Annotated in this window: 16 protein-coding genes; 5 read left to right on the top strand and 11 right to left on the bottom strand. The window is 46.6% G+C overall.

Annotation, left to right across the window (positions count from 1 at the left end):
- Positions 1 to 63: 63 nt before the first annotated feature.
- On the top strand, positions 64 to 471 hold the full coding sequence (locus tag L0660_RS24130) for a helix-turn-helix domain-containing protein (protein WP_233796191.1): 408 nt from the start codon (positions 64 to 66) through the stop codon (positions 469 to 471).
- On the opposite strand, the gene L0660_RS24125 is transcribed toward L0660_RS24130, so the two are convergent.
- The 10 genes from L0660_RS24125 to L0660_RS24080 form a co-directional block, all read right to left on the bottom strand.
- Entirely contained in the window at positions 446 to 1,372 is a 927-nt protein-coding gene (locus L0660_RS24125) for a hypothetical protein (RefSeq protein WP_233796190.1), read from the bottom strand. The two genes, L0660_RS24130 and L0660_RS24125, sit on opposite strands and share 26 nt — an antisense overlap.
- Positions 1,373 to 1,581: 209 nt before the next feature.
- Positions 1,582 to 3,210, bottom strand: a complete 1,629-nt coding sequence (locus L0660_RS24120) for an alpha-amylase family protein (RefSeq protein ID WP_233796189.1) — start codon at positions 3,208 to 3,210, stop codon at positions 1,582 to 1,584.
- 91 nt (positions 3,211 to 3,301) lie between these two features.
- Positions 3,302 to 6,277: a DUF2723 domain-containing protein gene (locus tag L0660_RS24115; protein WP_235161733.1), complete on the bottom strand. Its 2,976-nt coding sequence runs from the start codon at positions 6,275 to 6,277 to the stop codon at positions 3,302 to 3,304.
- Positions 6,278 to 6,704: 427 nt separating this feature from the next.
- On the bottom strand, positions 6,705 to 7,361 hold the full coding sequence (locus tag L0660_RS24110; protein WP_235161732.1) for a response regulator transcription factor: 657 nt from the start codon (positions 7,359 to 7,361) through the stop codon (positions 6,705 to 6,707).
- Positions 7,362 to 7,439: 78 nt separating this feature from the next.
- Complete coding sequence (locus L0660_RS24105) at positions 7,440 to 8,750, bottom strand: sensor histidine kinase KdpD (RefSeq protein WP_235161731.1); 1,311 nt, start codon at positions 8,748 to 8,750, stop codon at positions 7,440 to 7,442.
- Between the two features lie 474 nt (positions 8,751 to 9,224).
- A complete protein-coding gene (locus L0660_RS24100) occupies positions 9,225 to 9,434 on the bottom strand; it encodes a hypothetical protein (RefSeq protein WP_235161730.1) in 210 nt (69 codons plus the stop codon).
- Between the two features lie 273 nt (positions 9,435 to 9,707).
- Positions 9,708 to 10,409 carry a DUF4097 domain-containing protein gene (locus L0660_RS24095; protein WP_235161729.1) on the bottom strand — a complete coding sequence of 234 codons (702 nt, stop codon included), beginning with the start codon at positions 10,407 to 10,409 and terminating at the stop codon, positions 9,708 to 9,710.
- Positions 10,410 to 10,430: 21 nt separating this feature from the next.
- On the bottom strand, positions 10,431 to 11,216 hold the full coding sequence (locus L0660_RS24090) for a DUF4097 family beta strand repeat-containing protein (protein ID WP_235161728.1): 786 nt from the start codon (positions 11,214 to 11,216) through the stop codon (positions 10,431 to 10,433).
- A 57-nt stretch (positions 11,217 to 11,273) separates the two neighbouring features.
- Positions 11,274 to 12,047 (bottom strand): HEAT repeat domain-containing protein, encoded by a 774-nt coding sequence (locus L0660_RS24085; protein WP_235161727.1) that lies wholly within the window; start codon positions 12,045 to 12,047, stop codon positions 11,274 to 11,276.
- Positions 12,031 to 12,549, bottom strand: coding sequence for an RNA polymerase sigma factor (locus tag L0660_RS24080; protein WP_235161726.1), 519 nt, complete (start codon positions 12,547 to 12,549; stop codon positions 12,031 to 12,033). Before L0660_RS24080 ends, L0660_RS24085 begins: the two co-directional genes overlap by 17 nt.
- Positions 12,550 to 12,749: 200 nt before the next feature.
- On the opposite strand from L0660_RS24080, the gene L0660_RS24075 reads away from it, so the two are divergent.
- Positions 12,750 to 12,953: a hypothetical protein gene (locus tag L0660_RS24075; RefSeq protein ID WP_233796180.1), complete on the top strand. Its 204-nt coding sequence runs from the start codon at positions 12,750 to 12,752 to the stop codon at positions 12,951 to 12,953.
- A 230-nt stretch (positions 12,954 to 13,183) separates the two neighbouring features.
- The gene (locus L0660_RS24070) at positions 13,184 to 13,486 is read left to right on the top strand and encodes a hypothetical protein (RefSeq protein ID WP_235161725.1); all 303 of its coding nucleotides are present in this window, start codon (positions 13,184 to 13,186) and stop codon (positions 13,484 to 13,486) included.
- Between the two features lie 2 nt (positions 13,487 to 13,488).
- Here the strand turns inward: L0660_RS24070 and L0660_RS24065 are convergent, their stop codons facing one another.
- Positions 13,489 to 14,901 carry a mandelate racemase/muconate lactonizing enzyme family protein gene (locus L0660_RS24065; RefSeq protein ID WP_235161724.1) on the bottom strand — a complete coding sequence of 471 codons (1,413 nt, stop codon included), beginning with the start codon at positions 14,899 to 14,901 and terminating at the stop codon, positions 13,489 to 13,491.
- Between the two features lie 261 nt (positions 14,902 to 15,162).
- Between L0660_RS24065 and L0660_RS24060 the strand changes: the two genes are divergently transcribed.
- On the top strand, positions 15,163 to 15,855 hold the full coding sequence (locus L0660_RS24060; protein ID WP_235161723.1) for a response regulator transcription factor: 693 nt from the start codon (positions 15,163 to 15,165) through the stop codon (positions 15,853 to 15,855).
- Positions 15,856 to 15,858: 3 nt separating this feature from the next.
- Positions 15,859 to 16,176 carry an Hpt domain-containing protein gene (locus L0660_RS24055; RefSeq protein ID WP_235161722.1) on the top strand — a complete coding sequence of 106 codons (318 nt, stop codon included), beginning with the start codon at positions 15,859 to 15,861 and terminating at the stop codon, positions 16,174 to 16,176.
- Positions 16,177 to 16,183 lie beyond the last annotated feature (7 nt).

The following is a 16,183-nucleotide window of genomic DNA, read 5'->3' as shown; positions in this document are numbered from 1 at the left end:
ACTTACCAATATATAGTAGTATACAAAAGGTTAGCAGTATCCTTTTGGTTAGTGTCAGCAATTATGGATGAAATAAACGGATTTTCAAGACCGCATTCCGGTGCGGAATGTAACAGCAAATTAGGTGCAATCGGAGATGCGCTTTATGTGATTGGCGGAAAATGGCGGCTGCGGATCATCGTGGCGCTGACAGAAGGCGGCTCGCGGTTCAATGAATTGCAGCGCATGCTGCCGGGAATCTCGCCGCGTGTCCTTTCCAATGAACTTAAAGAACTGGAAATCAACGGATTCTTAACCAGAAACGTTTTTACAGACACGCCGGTTGTTGTGGAATATAAGCTTACACCATATAGCCGCACCCTGAACAGCGTGATGGGAGCACTCGTGGAATGGGGCGAGATGCACCGGATTAAAATACGCGAGGATGATATGCAGACTACAAAGCCTATTGCTCAGGAAGCGATACTGTAATGTGCCACATGTCTCCCGAATTTGTCACTTTCGGCGTGCCCCAAACACCCGGACCGCCATCGGTTCGAAGATATACGGCAAAAACCAGGCTGGTAACATCTGAGCCGGTAACCATTAGGCTTCCGCAAGCGGCACCATTGCCGCAGTTGCCGGTTATAGTGGATTTGGTATGTAAAATTTTCGTTTTGGAATCATCCAGGACCAGCTCCTTACTCCCCGAAAGTTTGACTAGCGTTCTACCGGGCGTTTGAAGTTCCAGCTCTGTGGTAAAACCCAGTCGCTTATTGGCAAAATTGGTCGTTGCGCCTAACCCTGCCAATGTGATCACCGGATTATTGACCGGCCTGCTGAACTGCAAACGCAGCTTGCCGTAATAATAACGGCTTGTATCGGCAGTGGAAGCATTCGCAGCCTGCAATGGTTTTGCCGACAAAAAAACCTGCACTCCTACATTGGTGTATAAATTCACCCCGCGCCCCGCTTCTCCCTTGGGATGCGACGTAAAAAGCGTTCGCGTAGAATCCTCAAAATAATAATTGCTATTGACCACCGGAACAGATTTCACCTGCGTGGCACTCGCGCCCGAAGCCGCCCCGAATGTCATTCCAGTCACATGCTGCGGAACAGTAATGTAAGGCTGATCATCGAAACTGAATGTGACGGTAAGGTCGGATTGGGGTTTTTGGAAATAAATGCCTTCGTCCTTGCTGCCGTTGTTGTTGACAAAAAAAGAGAGTGTTTGCGGAATGGAGGTCGGGCCTTTGGGGACGGGCGGCCGGTAACTGTTATTAACGCCATCCTGTACAAATTCAAGCGTATTTTGTGCAATTGTCGTTTGCGCTGTGATGCAGGCCATCAATAGGGAACACACCCGTATGGTCAGAGTCTGTTTTAAAAGCATGTGTAGTAAAAAAAGAATCGTTGAGTTGTTTTTCAGCCGCAATATAATATTTCGAGTGAAAGGTTAAAGCGTTACCAGTCACAAAAATCCGCAGACCTGCGACAGGTAACGCTATGCAATGCAATTTTAAGTATTTGAATATTAAGCCAGTGTGAACATTTGCGGCGTTCCTGAACGGATTGCAAATTTATCAAATGGCTGCGTCTGCATTACGGAACTGCGCGAAACCAGCGGTAACCGTAAGCCTCTAAGGTGATCGTATGCCTTCCCTTTTTGTCTGTTACACTTTCAATGTTGCTCATCAGGTCCGCGATTCGTGTGGCCCCTGCCATTTCCTCAGGAACGACCAATTCCAACGATTTTTCCTGGAAATTATGCCATATGAGCAGGATCTTGTTTTTCCAGGTGTAACGCATGCCCAGGATTTGATTTTGACCCGTATCCATAATTTCCCAGTTGCCGTAACCAATTTCCGGACATTCCTTTCGCATCCTTATCAGGGAAGTCATCCAATTCAGCAGGGAACTGGGTTCGCGCCGCTGATTCTCGACATTCACGTGATCATAAGCATAGTAACCTTCCTCAACCACCGGATGCACCAATGTCTCCGCTTGTGAAAAACCACCTTGTTTTTCGCCCGTCCATTGCATCGGCGTCCTCACGGCGTCGCGCTCTTCCAGTTCGAGGTTGTCACCCATGCCAATTTCATCACCATAACGGATAACCGGCGTCCCCGGCAATGAGAACATGAGGCTGTAAGCCAGTTCTGTTTGCTGCCTGCTGCCGAGCATAGGCGAAAGCCTGCGCCGGATGCCCCGGTCATAAAGTTGCATATGTTTTTCGGGACCAAACCTTTCGAAAACAGTCTGCCGCTCTTCCTCGGTCAGCCTGCCCAGGTCCAGCTCGTCGTGGTTGCGGAGGAAATGCGCCCACTGGCTGGTGCCGGGAATGTCCCTTGTCGCTTCCAGCGCCTTGATCAGCGGACGCGTGTCGGCAGTGGCCAGGGCGTAGAATGTATATTGGTTTACAAAAAAATTAAACATTAAATGAATGCCGTCACCGTCTTCCCCAAAGTACTTTTTGCTTTCATTTGGTAACACATTCGCCTCGCCCAAAAGCACCGCGTCGCCTTTACGCCATTGCAGAAACTTGCGCATTTCTTTCAGGTATTCAAAATGCAATGCGGGTTCACCACCCTTCTTGGAAGTGCTCGATTCGAGTATAAATGGCACGGCATCCACACGGAATCCTGCGATCCCGAGTTCGAGCCAGTAGCCCATAATCTTGTTTATTTCTTCCCTTACCTCGGGATTGTCCGTGTTCAGGTCGGGCTGGAATTCGTAGAAACGGTGAAAATAATACTCTTTTGACTCCTTGTCCTTTGTCCAGGTGGCCTTTTGTACACCCGGAAAAACCATGCCTTTGTTCCAGTCCGCCGGCCTCTTCTCCGACCATACATACCAGTCCCTTTTTGGACTATCCTTTGAAGACCGTGCTTCCTTGAACCACCGGTGCTCGTCGGAAGTGTGGTTCACAACAAGATCGATAATGACCTTTATACCCAGTTTACGGGCCTTATGAATGAAGCTAACAAAGTCGCCGCTGGAACCGTGGCGCGGATCAACGCCGTAGAAGTCGCTGATGTCGTAGCCATTGTCACGGTTGGGAGTGGGTTGAAAAGGTGCCAGCCAGATCGTGTCTAACCCTAATGCATGCAGATAATCGAGCCGGTTGCAAAGTCCTTCAAAATCGCCCGTTCCGTCACCATTTGCATCCATGAATGTTTCGAGATCGAGGCTGTAAATCACCGCGTTTTTATACCAAAGGTCTTCGAGCATAGGTTTGAGGTTTGTTGATTTTGCAAAAACCGTAAAAAAGCAATGCCATGAAACCTGCGTCTCATGGCATTGCCTGTATGGCCCCAATGTGCTAATTGCCTCCGCTATACATATTAAATGCTAGCAAATGCTTCCTGAAAATAGCCTCATACTTTTCTGCTTCGGCATCCTTTTTCGCGCGTTTGCATTCCTGAACAATGGTTTGCAGCATATAAAGATCCACATTCACATCGCGGTTCCTGGTGCCGCCGTTCTCCCTGGCCCAGGTAAGATTTTCATCCGATCGAAGTGCCATAATGCGGGCGGAATCCAACGCTTTTTTATCCTCACCGACATCAAACAGCATGCCCACAAAACCCACTGAAAACTGGTCAAACGGAATGGTGTCGTCCGGCATTACGGTCATGGCTGTGTTCACCACCTTCTTCGCTTTTACTAAGTCATTTTCGGCGATTAGCTGGCCTGCAAGGCGTAGGAACGAGATCCTGGCCGTAGCAACGGGCGAGCCGCGATACGTGTCATCATGATACACTTTGGGGTTATTCAGCGAACGCCACTGCATTTTTTTCATCATGTTATCATACATAATTTCAGAATTGACATACCCATCCGAAGCGCCCTGTACGCGGACTGGCAATAGTCGGTAAGTGTAACCTTCGAGCTGCAAATATTCCTGTAAACCCAGATTGTGCGTGGTGCCCATTGTGGATGAAAAATAGACGGGCCGCTTCCAGTTGTTGGTCGCGATAATGTCCAGCATCGCCAGGTCGCTTTTGTAAAGATCATTGGTTCCAATGTTCCAGCTCATAGAATTGGTGAGCATAGGCAGCAAATCATTTTTGACAATGTTCATGGACCGGACCTTTTGCGCATCCACGGGTAAGAAAAGTGTGGAAGAAGGTAAAATTGAGGTCATATCTCCGCTCGTCAGCCGAACCTGGATCGCCTTATTTCCCTGATTGATCAAATCAAGATATTCTTTCAGGTTAATGCCGTTCCTGACGGCCGGGATTTCGTAAAAGGGCACGAATTCATTCTTCCCGGTTGCATAATCGTCCAGATCCAGCGAGAGTGGCAAGGCTTCCGAAAGGTTGGTTTTGCGTCTCAGCTGCTCAATGTACCAGTCTATACCCAGGAATGTCTGCACACATACACGCACGTCCGTGCGAACGCCCTCCACTTCCTGCAAATACCACAATGGAAATGTGTCGTTATCGCCTCCCGTGAAAAGGATCGCATTAGGCGCACACGAATTGAGCAAATTCCTGGCAAAGTCCACAGAATGATATCGGTCGCTCCGGTCGTGATTGTCCCATCCTCTCGCCAGCATAATCACCGGCACCGACAGGCTCGCAGACACGGCCAGCGCAGTTCTAAGCTTAGGAGTTTTAATTAATTTTTGTAAAAAACCTGCAACAGCCATTACGCCGAACCCGATCCAGATGCAGAAAATGTAAAACGAGCCTACGTAAATGTAATCGCGCTCCCGCGGTTCTGCGGGCGGCGAATTGAGATAAACGACAAGCCCTACTCCCGTAAGAACGAATAGCAAGCCGAGCACCAGCAACTCGTTCCGGCGTTTCCCGTACATCCAGACGAGGCCTGCAATGCCCAGCAAAAACGGCAGCATGTAAAAGTTGTTATGGCCCCTGTTTGTGGCAATGGAAGAAGGAAATTTGCTCGCAGCTTGCCAGGGCATCACCGTCCCCGCTCCTTCCTTATCGCTTTCACGCCCGGCAAAGTTCCAGAGAAAGTAACGCCAGTACATATGCCCCATCTGGTGTGAGAACAGGTAACGCAAGTTGTGCGTCATGGTCGGCTGCTGCCCTTCCGCCAGGCCTGTCATCTGCTGGTAAAGCTGCGGGTGGCCCGGCTGCGCGCTGTACATACGCGGAAAAAGAATGTTACTGCCTGGCGCATATTTGTAAACCGGCCGGTAATCAATGATCACATATTTGCCATCTTTCTTGCGGTAAACCGGCGCTCCCCGCTCCTGGCTGATGGGCTTTGAAGTGAAGGACGGCCCCCATAAGAGTGGTCTGCTTTCATATTGTTCCCTCTTTAAATAAGAAACAAAACGCAGCACGTCGCTTGGATTATTTTCGTTGATAGGCGGGTTAAATTCCGAACGCACCAGCACCATCATATAGGACGAATAGCCAATGAGCACAAAAACCAATGACAGCAAAGCAGTGTTCAGCAGCACTTTCCCCCTCTTATGCGCGTAGCGCACCGACCAGCTTAATGTTCCCAGAAATAGCACGACGAAAAAGACGATTCCGGAGTTAAAAGGAAGGTCCAGTGTATTGACAAAAAAAATCTCAAACTTCCCCGCCAGATCCGGCAGGCCAGGAATAATGCCGGAGTTAATGATCACTAATACAACCAATCCACCGACAAATGCCAGAATCCGGCCTATAATGGTCGGTTTGCGATATGTTTTGAAATAATAAACCAAAGCCAGGGCAGGAATCGTGACCAGATTGAGCAAATGCACACCGATGGAAATGCCAATGAGATACGCAATCAGGATTAGCCAGCGGTTTGCCGTGGATGCGTCTTGCGTTTCCTCCCACTTGAACACGGCCCAGATCACAATGGCCGTAAAAAAAGATGACATTCCATAAACCTCAGCCTCAGCTGCTGAAAACCAGAATGAGTCCGACCAAGCGTATGCAAGGGCGCCGGTAAGGCCGGAAAAAATGACGAGTACTGCCTCGGATTGGCTGAGCTGTTCTGCCGTTTTACCAATAAATTTGCGAACCAGTAATGTAATGGTCCAGAACAAAAAGAGAATGGTAAAGGCACTGCTGAGCACCGAAACCATATTAACCCAGTACGCTACACGCGTCAAATCCCCAAGCGCCAGCAAGGAGAAAAGCCGGCCAATGAGCAGAAAAAAAGGTGCTCCCGGCGGATGGGGCACCTGTAATTTAAAAGCTGCTGCAATGAATTCACCGCAATCCCAAAAACTCGCCGTACGCTCCATGGTGAGCACGTAAGTCAGGAATGCAGTTGAGAATGCTGCCCAGCCGGTAATGTTGTTCCATTTTTTAAAAAGTGTCATGTTAAGTTCGTTTTTTCTGTGCCCAAAGCTATGGAAAGCGCTTTGAAGCGATATCCGGCTAACTCTTAAAAAAAGTTAAGCGAATGTCTCAGAATCAACTATTTAACTTAATTTAACATGACGACTGGTCAGTGACTATCTGCCTAGAATCTGATAAAGCGCATAAATAGCTGAAAGCCAAAGCAGCGATCCGGCGGTGATAGTAAAAACAAGGGCTCCGATGAAAGGCAGAGCGCGGGAGTTCATTTCGAATTGTATAAGTCTGGCCATCTTCTTCTTCTCTCTACAATAATTTTCTGATAGGGTTACTCAAATGACCTGATGGCCATCTTTCTGTAAATATAATTATTGTTGAATTAGTGCAATTCACACGCTCAAAAACTACTTGTGCGAATATATTGACACATTGTAGCCAATATTCGACAAATTAGGAATGATGAAAGCCTGAGTTGTGCTTTTTGTAGATTTCCACTTTTTTGAATAGTTCGAGAACATTGGTCACTTCAAGCTTTTCGAAGATCCTGGCCTTGTAGGTGCTTACCGTGCTCTCTTTGATGTTCAGTTCGATGGCAATGTCTTTGGTCCACTTCCCGGTGAGGAGCATATCCATGATTTCGAGTTCACGGTTAGAAAGGATCTCCAAGGGACTTTCGCGGCTTTCTCTATCGACTAATGTGTTGTTAACCAGCTGCTGCTGAACAACATTGCTTATGTATGTGCCGCCATTCAACACCGAAGACACAGCGCGTTCCAGCTCTTCATTGCTTGTGTCTTTGGGCAGGAATCCGTTTGCGCCAGCCTTCACGTAATGTAGCGCGTACAATTCTTCCTCCTGGGAGGAGAAAACCAGGATTTTAACATTTTCCTGCACAGCCCTGATCCTCGGGATCATATTAAAAGCCTCGCCGCCGGGAATCCGGATATCCAATATCACCAAGTCGAAATGCCTGGTTTGCAGCACTCTAAGTGTTTCACTAAAACTGGCCGCTTCTATAATAACCACAGCTGGTATAACGTCCTCAATCAGCAACTTCACGCCCATCCGCACTATTGAATGATCCTCTACTAACAAAATCGTTTTCATCAACACTGTTATTTCTTATTTCCTCTAAAAGTAGTTTAATATCAAGGAATAATACGTAGAAGTCAGGCTACGAAAGCGTCATTTCTGGAAAATGATGTGAATGGAGGCACCTTGTGTTTTGTCGGATTCGGCCAGCAGGCGCGCGTTAATCAATGCGCTTACTTCCTTTACAATCACCAGCCCCATCCCAAAGCTATCGGGATCCAGTCCGGCGCCGGGCACTTTCTCATCGCTATTGATCCACCGGATAATGGCGGGCTCCATTCCGGGCCCGGTGTCCTTCACGATGAGGTGAAGCGAATCACGATAATCTATATGTGTTACTTCAATGGTGCCTCTGCTGGTCACTTTATTTGCATTGTCGATCAGGTTATGGAGCACGATGCTGAGTAATTGCAAATTGCTTCTCAGGATCACGCCTTGCGAAACCGTATTGATAAATTCATTGCCGCTGCTTTCCGCTTCGGCCATAAAAATGGCAAACTTCTGGTCAACCAGTTCGTACACGTCCAGATAATTGAAAGTCACACGCGTATTCCTGTAACGAAACTGCGTGTATTCCAGCAGATTTTTCATAAAATGATAAAGCCGGTAACTCGACTGGCTTATAGCGCGGATCGTAGGCAAGTCGGGGTTGCTTTTTGCCAGGCGACCGGTGGTTGCCATCAGGAAGCGGAGCGGGCTTTTAATATCATGCGAAATACTGGCCAGCAACAATTTCTGGTGGCTAAACTCGGATTCAAGCTTGCGCTGCGATTCTTCCAAATAAGATAAACTCGATGTAAGCTCCGTTGTCCGGGCATCCAGCGCGGAGATGGTCGAGTAAAAGGAGTTGAAAAAGTAATAGTTGATCAGAAAAAGAAAGAAGAAGTTATGCAGTAACAGGATCGCAACAGTCATTTTACTGACGCCCATCGGCCCCCACGGAATGGCAGCCCCAAGCTGATGTTCCAGATACATGTAAATGAAAAAGGGTAAAATAGCGACCAGCGAATAAAAGAGCCCCCATTTGTTACCCAGGCCATAGAACGCGTAAATGCTGATGATCACTACATATTGGAGCGTGACCACATGGAAACCCTCTTTATAAAAAAACAGATTCGACCAAATAATGACCAGGAAGATCAAAATAGCCATGTGAATGGCCTTTTTCCATTTCAGACCCAAACGCAGAACGACATAATAGAGAATCACAACGACCATCAACAGCCCGATCCGTTTGGTTTGGACAGCGTGATTTTCAAGAATGTAAAATACAAGCAGTATAGTGGTCGTGATCAATCTCAAATGGAGCGATAACGATAACACTTTGATGCGTGCAATATTAAGAGCATTTGTTTCCCCAGCCAGCTGTTTTTGAACGGGCCAATCAATAAAAGATAAATTCATGTAACGTTCAGTACTCTCCCGAAATAATATACCTTGAATAATCGGACGAAGGAAATCTTACGGCTCCGAAACAATAATAATGGGTTGCAACGAATTTTGAAAGAGGGAGGATACCTGAAATAAAAACCAAATCTATATAAATAAATGTCACCGGCAATGTAGAGAAATCGCTACAAGAGAATTCACAGCTATCTACAACCAATATTGCTTTGACATTGTAAATTTGTTTATTCTTTCTTTTGGAATGGCTTGTGTTATTGGCAGAAAGAATCACCTAAGAATGAACGTAATGAAATACGTTATAAACGTTGAGTATATCTTACACCTTCCGGTCCTGCCGTGAAGGTGTTTTGTTTATTATGATACGGCGTTGAGAACCGGGAGAAGTTAAGCAGAGGAACGAGAGCAGGTAATGTGCTTACTTTTTTGATTGTAACAGAGGAACGACTTAAATTCAAGTAATCGTCGGAAGTGCTAGTTTTCCCCGGCTCTTTCCTGTGCCTGTCTTTTGGATTTTTTCACTTCCCCTGGCGTAAACTCACCATTGATCCATCTTACAAAATTCTTTGATTGAACCTGGTAGACCTGTGCGGACAAAGGTTTCAAATCTGAATTTTCAATTTCCTTGAGATAATCGGCAAGTAACCGGTTAATCTCTTCCAAATACTGACTCTGCGTTCTCATGTGCAATGTTAATTAATAATGATAATGTGTTTAAATTAAGTCTGAAACAGGCAGACTCTTCCTTTAATCGAATACAATAATAATTATTCATTTTTTCGCAATTTTATTTTTGGGGTGATCCCTTGTTTTTTCAGGGTGTAGTGTGATTTTGGCGGGGAAACCCTCTTTACAGCTTACTCAACCGGCCCCGTAATGCCAGTCCCTATTTATGCGATAAGGGCTATACGCAATACGTACAGCCCTTACTGTTCATGGCTAATAAATAATGAAAAACTATTCTTTACTCCGCAGATACACATCGTTACTGATCGATTCCAGCTTCACCTCCGGCCCTCCGCCATTCAGTGTGCCTTCCAGCAAATAACCCACGATCGGGTTTTTCTCTTTTTTGTTTTTAAAATCAATGTCAAAATCGGAATAGACTTCTCCGGTTATGGTTTTCAAGGCAACACTAATCCCCTTGGATTTTGGCCAGCTCATATCCACAAATCCGCTGATCGTTTTCGCATGAACGGTTGTAGTAGCGCCCTGAATGTCGATATTCCCGTCGATCGTTTCCAGTTTGAGCTTGGCATTACGCGGCAGAAACACCTGGTAATTTATTTCTTTGCACAAATAGTATCGCTGCTTTCCATCCTTATCATTCCATGAGCTCCGATTGTTTCCGGGACAATCTTCCGCTTTGCCCTGTCGGAGCAGTTTATCATCAAATCCAACTTCTACAATCACTTCATCGGACGTTGCGCGGTCGGTTACGAGCAGTGCGTCGTTTAACTGGTTGTTATTGATGACCGCCCGGATTTTCACGTAAACTTCCTGTTTGTCCCAATAGCGGACCTGAATGCTGTCGGCAAACTTCAAGTTCAGGTTCGCGGTTTGCCCTTCCTTGTAAGGCAACTTTTTTTCAATGATTTTCTGGGCAGATAAAGGGCCTGCGAGCAATGCTAAAACGATTATTAAAAGTCTGTTTTTCATAACATTATATGGCCAAGGTGGTTATTTTTTCCTGATGTAGATATTACCGCTGATCGTATTGAGCTGCATTTCAACCCCGCCGCCGTTTGTCGAGCCTTCAATGTTGCTTCCACCGCCCACTTTAGAAAGCCCGTCTTTGGTGTTTCTGGTGCCTAGATCAAAATCTGTGTACATTTCACCGTTAATGGACCGCAGCTTCATCGTCGACTTTGCAGTTGCGGGCAACGTCACATCCACTTCGCCGCTGATGGACGAAATTGCGGTCGGCTTAGTCTGGTTTAGCGCGGAGAAAACGACGTCCACATCACCACTCGTCGTGTTGGCCACCACCGGCCCGGTAACACTGGTCAGCTGAATGTTGGCACCATTTGTTTTGATTTCAAGATCTCCATCCATATTGCTGATCGCGATCTTGGATCCGCCCTGCCAGTTCACTTCCTGAAAAAGCACCGAAACCTGCCTGGGTATACGGATCGTGTATTTGGCCTCCTTGCGCGTCACTTTCTCCACTTTGATCCCGCTCGCATCCGTCGTAACCGAAAGGCCCATTCCCGTGTTGTCTACACCGGCATAATACAATGGTTTCAAACCCTTTGCCCGCTCTGGCGGCGCTTCATAACCCGAAGTCGTCTGGATCACAATTTCATCGCCCGCATATCCTTCGATCTTCACCTGACTGGCAGCCATTTCGATAGTTACCTTTTTATCTTTCGAGTTCGCCAGCTTGGCTTTGTATTCTGGCGTCTGAGCTATGGATTCAGCAAGGCACAGCAAGCAACCCATACTTATTAAAAGTATTTTTTTCATGGTTTTAATTAAAATATAAATGGAATAAAAAAGCGTAATATCCTTGTTCAGAAGCACTTAAACATCCGCAGCGATAAGCTCACTGACTCCCTGCTGCGCTTTAAGCCGGACCACTTCCAACACTTCCTCGTTTCTGGCCAGTTGCTGAAATGGTTCAACCGCCCGCTTTTCTCTGTTTGAAACCAGGATTTCGATCAGCATAATCTGAATGTTGGGATCAGTTTGAATAGCCAGGGAATGCATCAGCGCTTCCGCTACATTATCCTCATTGTCAAACCGTTGCAATGCCTGACAGGCTGCAAGCCTGACATTAACATTCGGATCGAAATTGAGTGTATTAATCAGCAGCTGCGTAATGTCCTTATCCAGGTTTGAAAGCGCATAGCTTTGATTCACAGCCTGAATGCGTTCACTGGCCGATGTGGAATTCATTTTTTCAAAGGCCAGCACATTTTTCATTTCCAGCTGCGACACCGACTCTTTTGAAGCTAACAATGGAATCTCCGCACCATCGCGGTCCTGAAATCCACGTCCTCCCAAAAATCCGACGATCAACAGCGCCAGCCCGGCAGCAATCCTTACCAGCCAGCGACCAAAAGTGCGCACCGGACTTTGTTTCGGCGGATCAAGCAACATTAATAATTCACTGCCGAATGTCAGCGACGGATGTTCGTTTCTTGCCTCAACAAAGTAGCCAAACTGTGCTGCGTGGCTCATTAAATGTTCAGGAACGTCACCATTTTGGAAAAAGCGTTTAATTTCCTTTTCTTCTTCAATGGTCGTTTCGCCTTCGTAATATTTCTCTAACAGTTTCTCAATATCCTGATCCATAATCGTTTGCTTTAAGATAATTTTCCCGAAGCTTCTGCCTCGCCCTCGAAAGGATCGTACGAATGTTCGCATTGCTCAATCCCGTAACCTGCTCAATCTCCTCAAATGAATATTCTTCCACATCGCGCAAATGCAGCACTAGTTTGTGCTGTTCGGGCAGCTCGCCGATGAGCTTGTGGATGAGCGCGGCGCTGTCGCTGTTTTCCAGTTGCCGGTGCGGCGACAGCTCCGCTGCCTGCACGCTGGTAACGTCTGCACCGTTTTGCATTTTCTGCTTATGATGCGATTTGAGCCTGTCCATACAGAGGTTTTTCGTCATCTGCACAGCCAGTGCCTCGACGCTGTGATACGTTTCCAGCTGCTGCCTGTTCGTCCACAACCTCAGCAACACATCCTGTATGGCATCTTCCGCTTCCTCGCGGTTGCGAAGAAACATTTGCGCCAATCTGAAAAGGCGTCCCTGCACGGGAAGGATGCGTTGGTTAAAGGCTTGTAAATCCATTCACATACAAAGACGACCAAGCCAGCGCTTCGTTACAGGTTGGGGAAAATTATTTTTCAATTAGGCTTAAAATTGTTTTGTGTTTGCTTCCAGTAAGCTGTATCTGGACTTTTTCTGATATTAAACGTTTGCACTTGGATGAGATCAAAAAACATTTTTTAGATTTGAAGCTCACTAAAATACACACGGAATAAGGCTATATGGAAGCACTAAACATTTTATCTTCTATCGTCATCATCACAGCAGTTGGGGCGGTGGTTTACAAAACTGCGAAGCTTTTTTACAAGCTGATTACTAATGCAGATCTAACTGTAACCAACAAAAGAACCGGCAAATCCATAAAAATGGGAGCCCACCCTACTCCTGGTTTTGCGGAAAAACTACTGGATGTGATCAATTCATGACCGATAACACTGTTTGGCAGCCAAACAAATAATAGCCGGACAGAAAATTTTAAGGGCAACATCAGGGCATTTCTTGCCAAACTGGCATAACCTCTAATTACATTTCAGACAAAGGAAATTGCAGTCCGGATGGCGGATAGCACATATTGCACAACTTCAATCTGGATTATGCGGATTGCTGGGCTAATTTGTCATGAAATTAAATGCATTGTTACTCAATATTCTTATCCATGAACCTGAAATTTTCTACTATTATCCTCAGCACCGCGCTGGTCGGTGGAACCATTACGGCCATCTGTCTCAGCATTTGCCAAAAGCCTTTGTCCCAGGAAGCCTTAGAAGCGAAGGCTGTACCAACAGAAACTGTGCCGAATTGTAAATATGAATACGACGAGATTGCCCATAAGCTCGTGGCTTACAGTCCAACAGGGAAATGCGCGGCTGGCCAGAGAAATTTCTCTTTCAAGATCGGCAGCCGGATTTCAGATCTTACAAACGGATCATTGACAGAGCCTCGGATTGTTACGCTTTAAATTCATTGCGCTGTCTCAAACATCTCTTCGTAGTGTGGCGATGGCGTGAGTATGCCTCCGCTTTCAGCATAGAATGTTGCATCGGTGAGGTAAACACCTTTTTGTGTGCGGACCCAGGAACCTTCTTTTTTGGGATGATAGGTCATTAATTTCTCCCAGTTTTTGTAATACTGGTGACCATTCGTCTCCTGTAAACCAACGGTCATGCCTGGAAATGGCTGCAACCTTGCCGCCACATTCTTGTTCCAGTCTACCAGAATCGGATTGACGGTCAGGTCGGCGCAGAAGCAGGGCACCTTTTTTTCGTACGCGAGTTGCGTGATTTTCATGGTCATGCTCAGCGTTTTAGCGATCGCTTTGACGGCAATAGCGCTGTAACCTAATTCGATCCGGTGCGCTGCATCTTCCACGGTGTGCGCACTTTCGTCTGCGGCTACGCGCACGCCCATATCACCCACAAAAGCCTCGTTACGCTCTTCAAACGGCTCTTCGATCACCGCAATCTGGTCGAATGCACCGATCTTTCGCGCATGATCCAGGAAGCGGAGCAACGTTTCTTTTTTCTCATATCGCCCGTTTGCATCAAAATAATAGGGGATTTTGCCGTTCTGGGTGTAGGGCGTTTCGTAATGTCCGATTGCCTTGTGTACAGCGCTCAGGAAGGCAATGTCCTTCTCGATCATTTCCTGTTGCGTTCCCGCTGAGCCGGTTTTCAATTTCATGATAAAATAACCTTCATCGGCTGCCTGCTTGATCCGCTCCGCCGAAGTCCCTACACTGAAAGAAGGAATACTCGCCACTTTTTCGTGCCTGTGTGACAAGCCGGGCTGGTATGCCGCGGGAATAAGCTTATCGAATTGATCAATGTTGTTTTCTTTGGCATATAAAAGCCATGCAGCATTGTCAACACTTACCAATGCATTGAGTGCAAACGTTTTACGAAGGTCAGGGTTGCCCGTGATCTTTTTTCCATAAGCCAGAACCTCCGGCAGGATGTCGTCCAGCAATTCTACCGGATCTGAGAATGTCGTGCCCTTGATCATTTGCAGAGCCCGTTCCGTCATGGCATACATCAAAGCATTGCCAGCGCTTTCAGAATGTCCCGCAAAAACCTTGGAATCAGACCATAACACGCCCTGTGTGCCAATCCCAATTTTCCTGATCCCGGATTCGGACTCCAGCAGGGAAATCGCCTGCCAGCTGTCTGTGATAGCGCTTCCCTTGAACCTGTACGGGTTCAGCGGCTCTCTTTCAAAATTGGAATTAACGGTTTTGATCCGGATCGTTTTCATGGGTTTAGGAAGATGCGTAGATGCGCTTGTGAGTTCCGGCGCCAGCATGCCGGCCGCCGCGATGACGCCTGCCCGGTTGATGAAGTCGCGCCGGGAAATGTTTTCATCGTTTTTTAAGAACATGGAAATTACCTTTTACAGACAGTTTATTCAAAGGACTCAGAAATGCACAACTACCCTGACAGGGCCGTATTTCCCGGATTATTCACATGATTTTTCCGTTGCCTAAGTTTTTTGTAATGGATTGTTCCGGTTTTCCTATCTAAAAATGGAAACCAGTATATTTGACCTTAATCCTCCTCTCGCTGCGTTTTTATTAATGATTGCAGCTTAATAAAACCAACTGAACTTATTACTCAATGCTCTTTACAAAAAATGTAATGTATGAACGACGTGCACTTGCTTTTGATTGATGACGAAGTACAATATAGCGAGCTGACAAAAGAATACCTGGAAATGCGGGGCTGCAAGGTCACTCTCAAACACGACGGAATGGCCGGCATGGACGCATTTAAGCAAAAACCTTTTGACCTATGCGTTCTGGATGTGAAAATGCCCAAAAAGGATGGATTTACGCTCGCTGCCGAAATCAAGGAAATGAACGAGACTATCCCGATTATTTTCCTCACGGGCCAGTCGCTGAAAGAAGATAAAATCAAGGGCCTGACGATAGGCGCGGACGATTATCTGACCAAGCCTTTCAGTATGGAAGAGCTTTATCTGCGCATCCGCGCCATTTTGAAGCGGGTCAAAATCCATGAAAAAGTACAGGTGGTTGATCAATTCAACATCGGATGTTCGAGCTTTAATGCCGGCTTGCGCGAATTGGCGGTGATGGATAAAGTCATTAAGCTGACTTCTATTGAATCAAAATTACTGAAAATGCTTTGCGAGCACGAAAACAAGGTCCTTACCCGCGAAGTGGCGATGTTTGGAATTTGGGGAGACGAAGAGGCGTTTCGCGGTTATAGTCTCAACGTATATGTAAGCAAGATCCGCAAGTTTCTCAAAGAAGATTCCAAGGTCGAAATCCTGAATTTGCATGGGGAAGGTTACAAACTGATCAGCAAGGCATAGCAGATGGATCTTACTTTTTTACGCAACCTCATGAACGGCGACGAAAGGCTGGTCAGCAACTTCGTCCGGATCTTTCGCGAACAAGCACCAAAACAGATCGAAGAAATCCGGGAGGCACTCGCCAATGAAGACTGGGAAAACTTCTCCAACCTGGTCCACAGTCTCAAAACCCAGTTCGCCTACATGGGACTAGCTGACTTATCGGAGCAAATGAAGATCATGGAGTTCGAAGTGGACAACGGCGATAAAACCCGGCTGAAACACTTACTGGAACACTTCCATAAAGAATTCCGACTTCTTTCTGAAAAAGAGCTACAATAAGGGATCA

This window comes from Dyadobacter sp. CY351, assembly GCF_021502625.1.
Taxonomy (GTDB): domain Bacteria; phylum Bacteroidota; class Bacteroidia; order Cytophagales; family Spirosomataceae; genus Dyadobacter; species Dyadobacter chenhuakuii.
The sequence above is the reverse complement of the archived record's forward strand: the minus strand, read 5'-3'. Positions and strand labels throughout refer to the sequence as shown.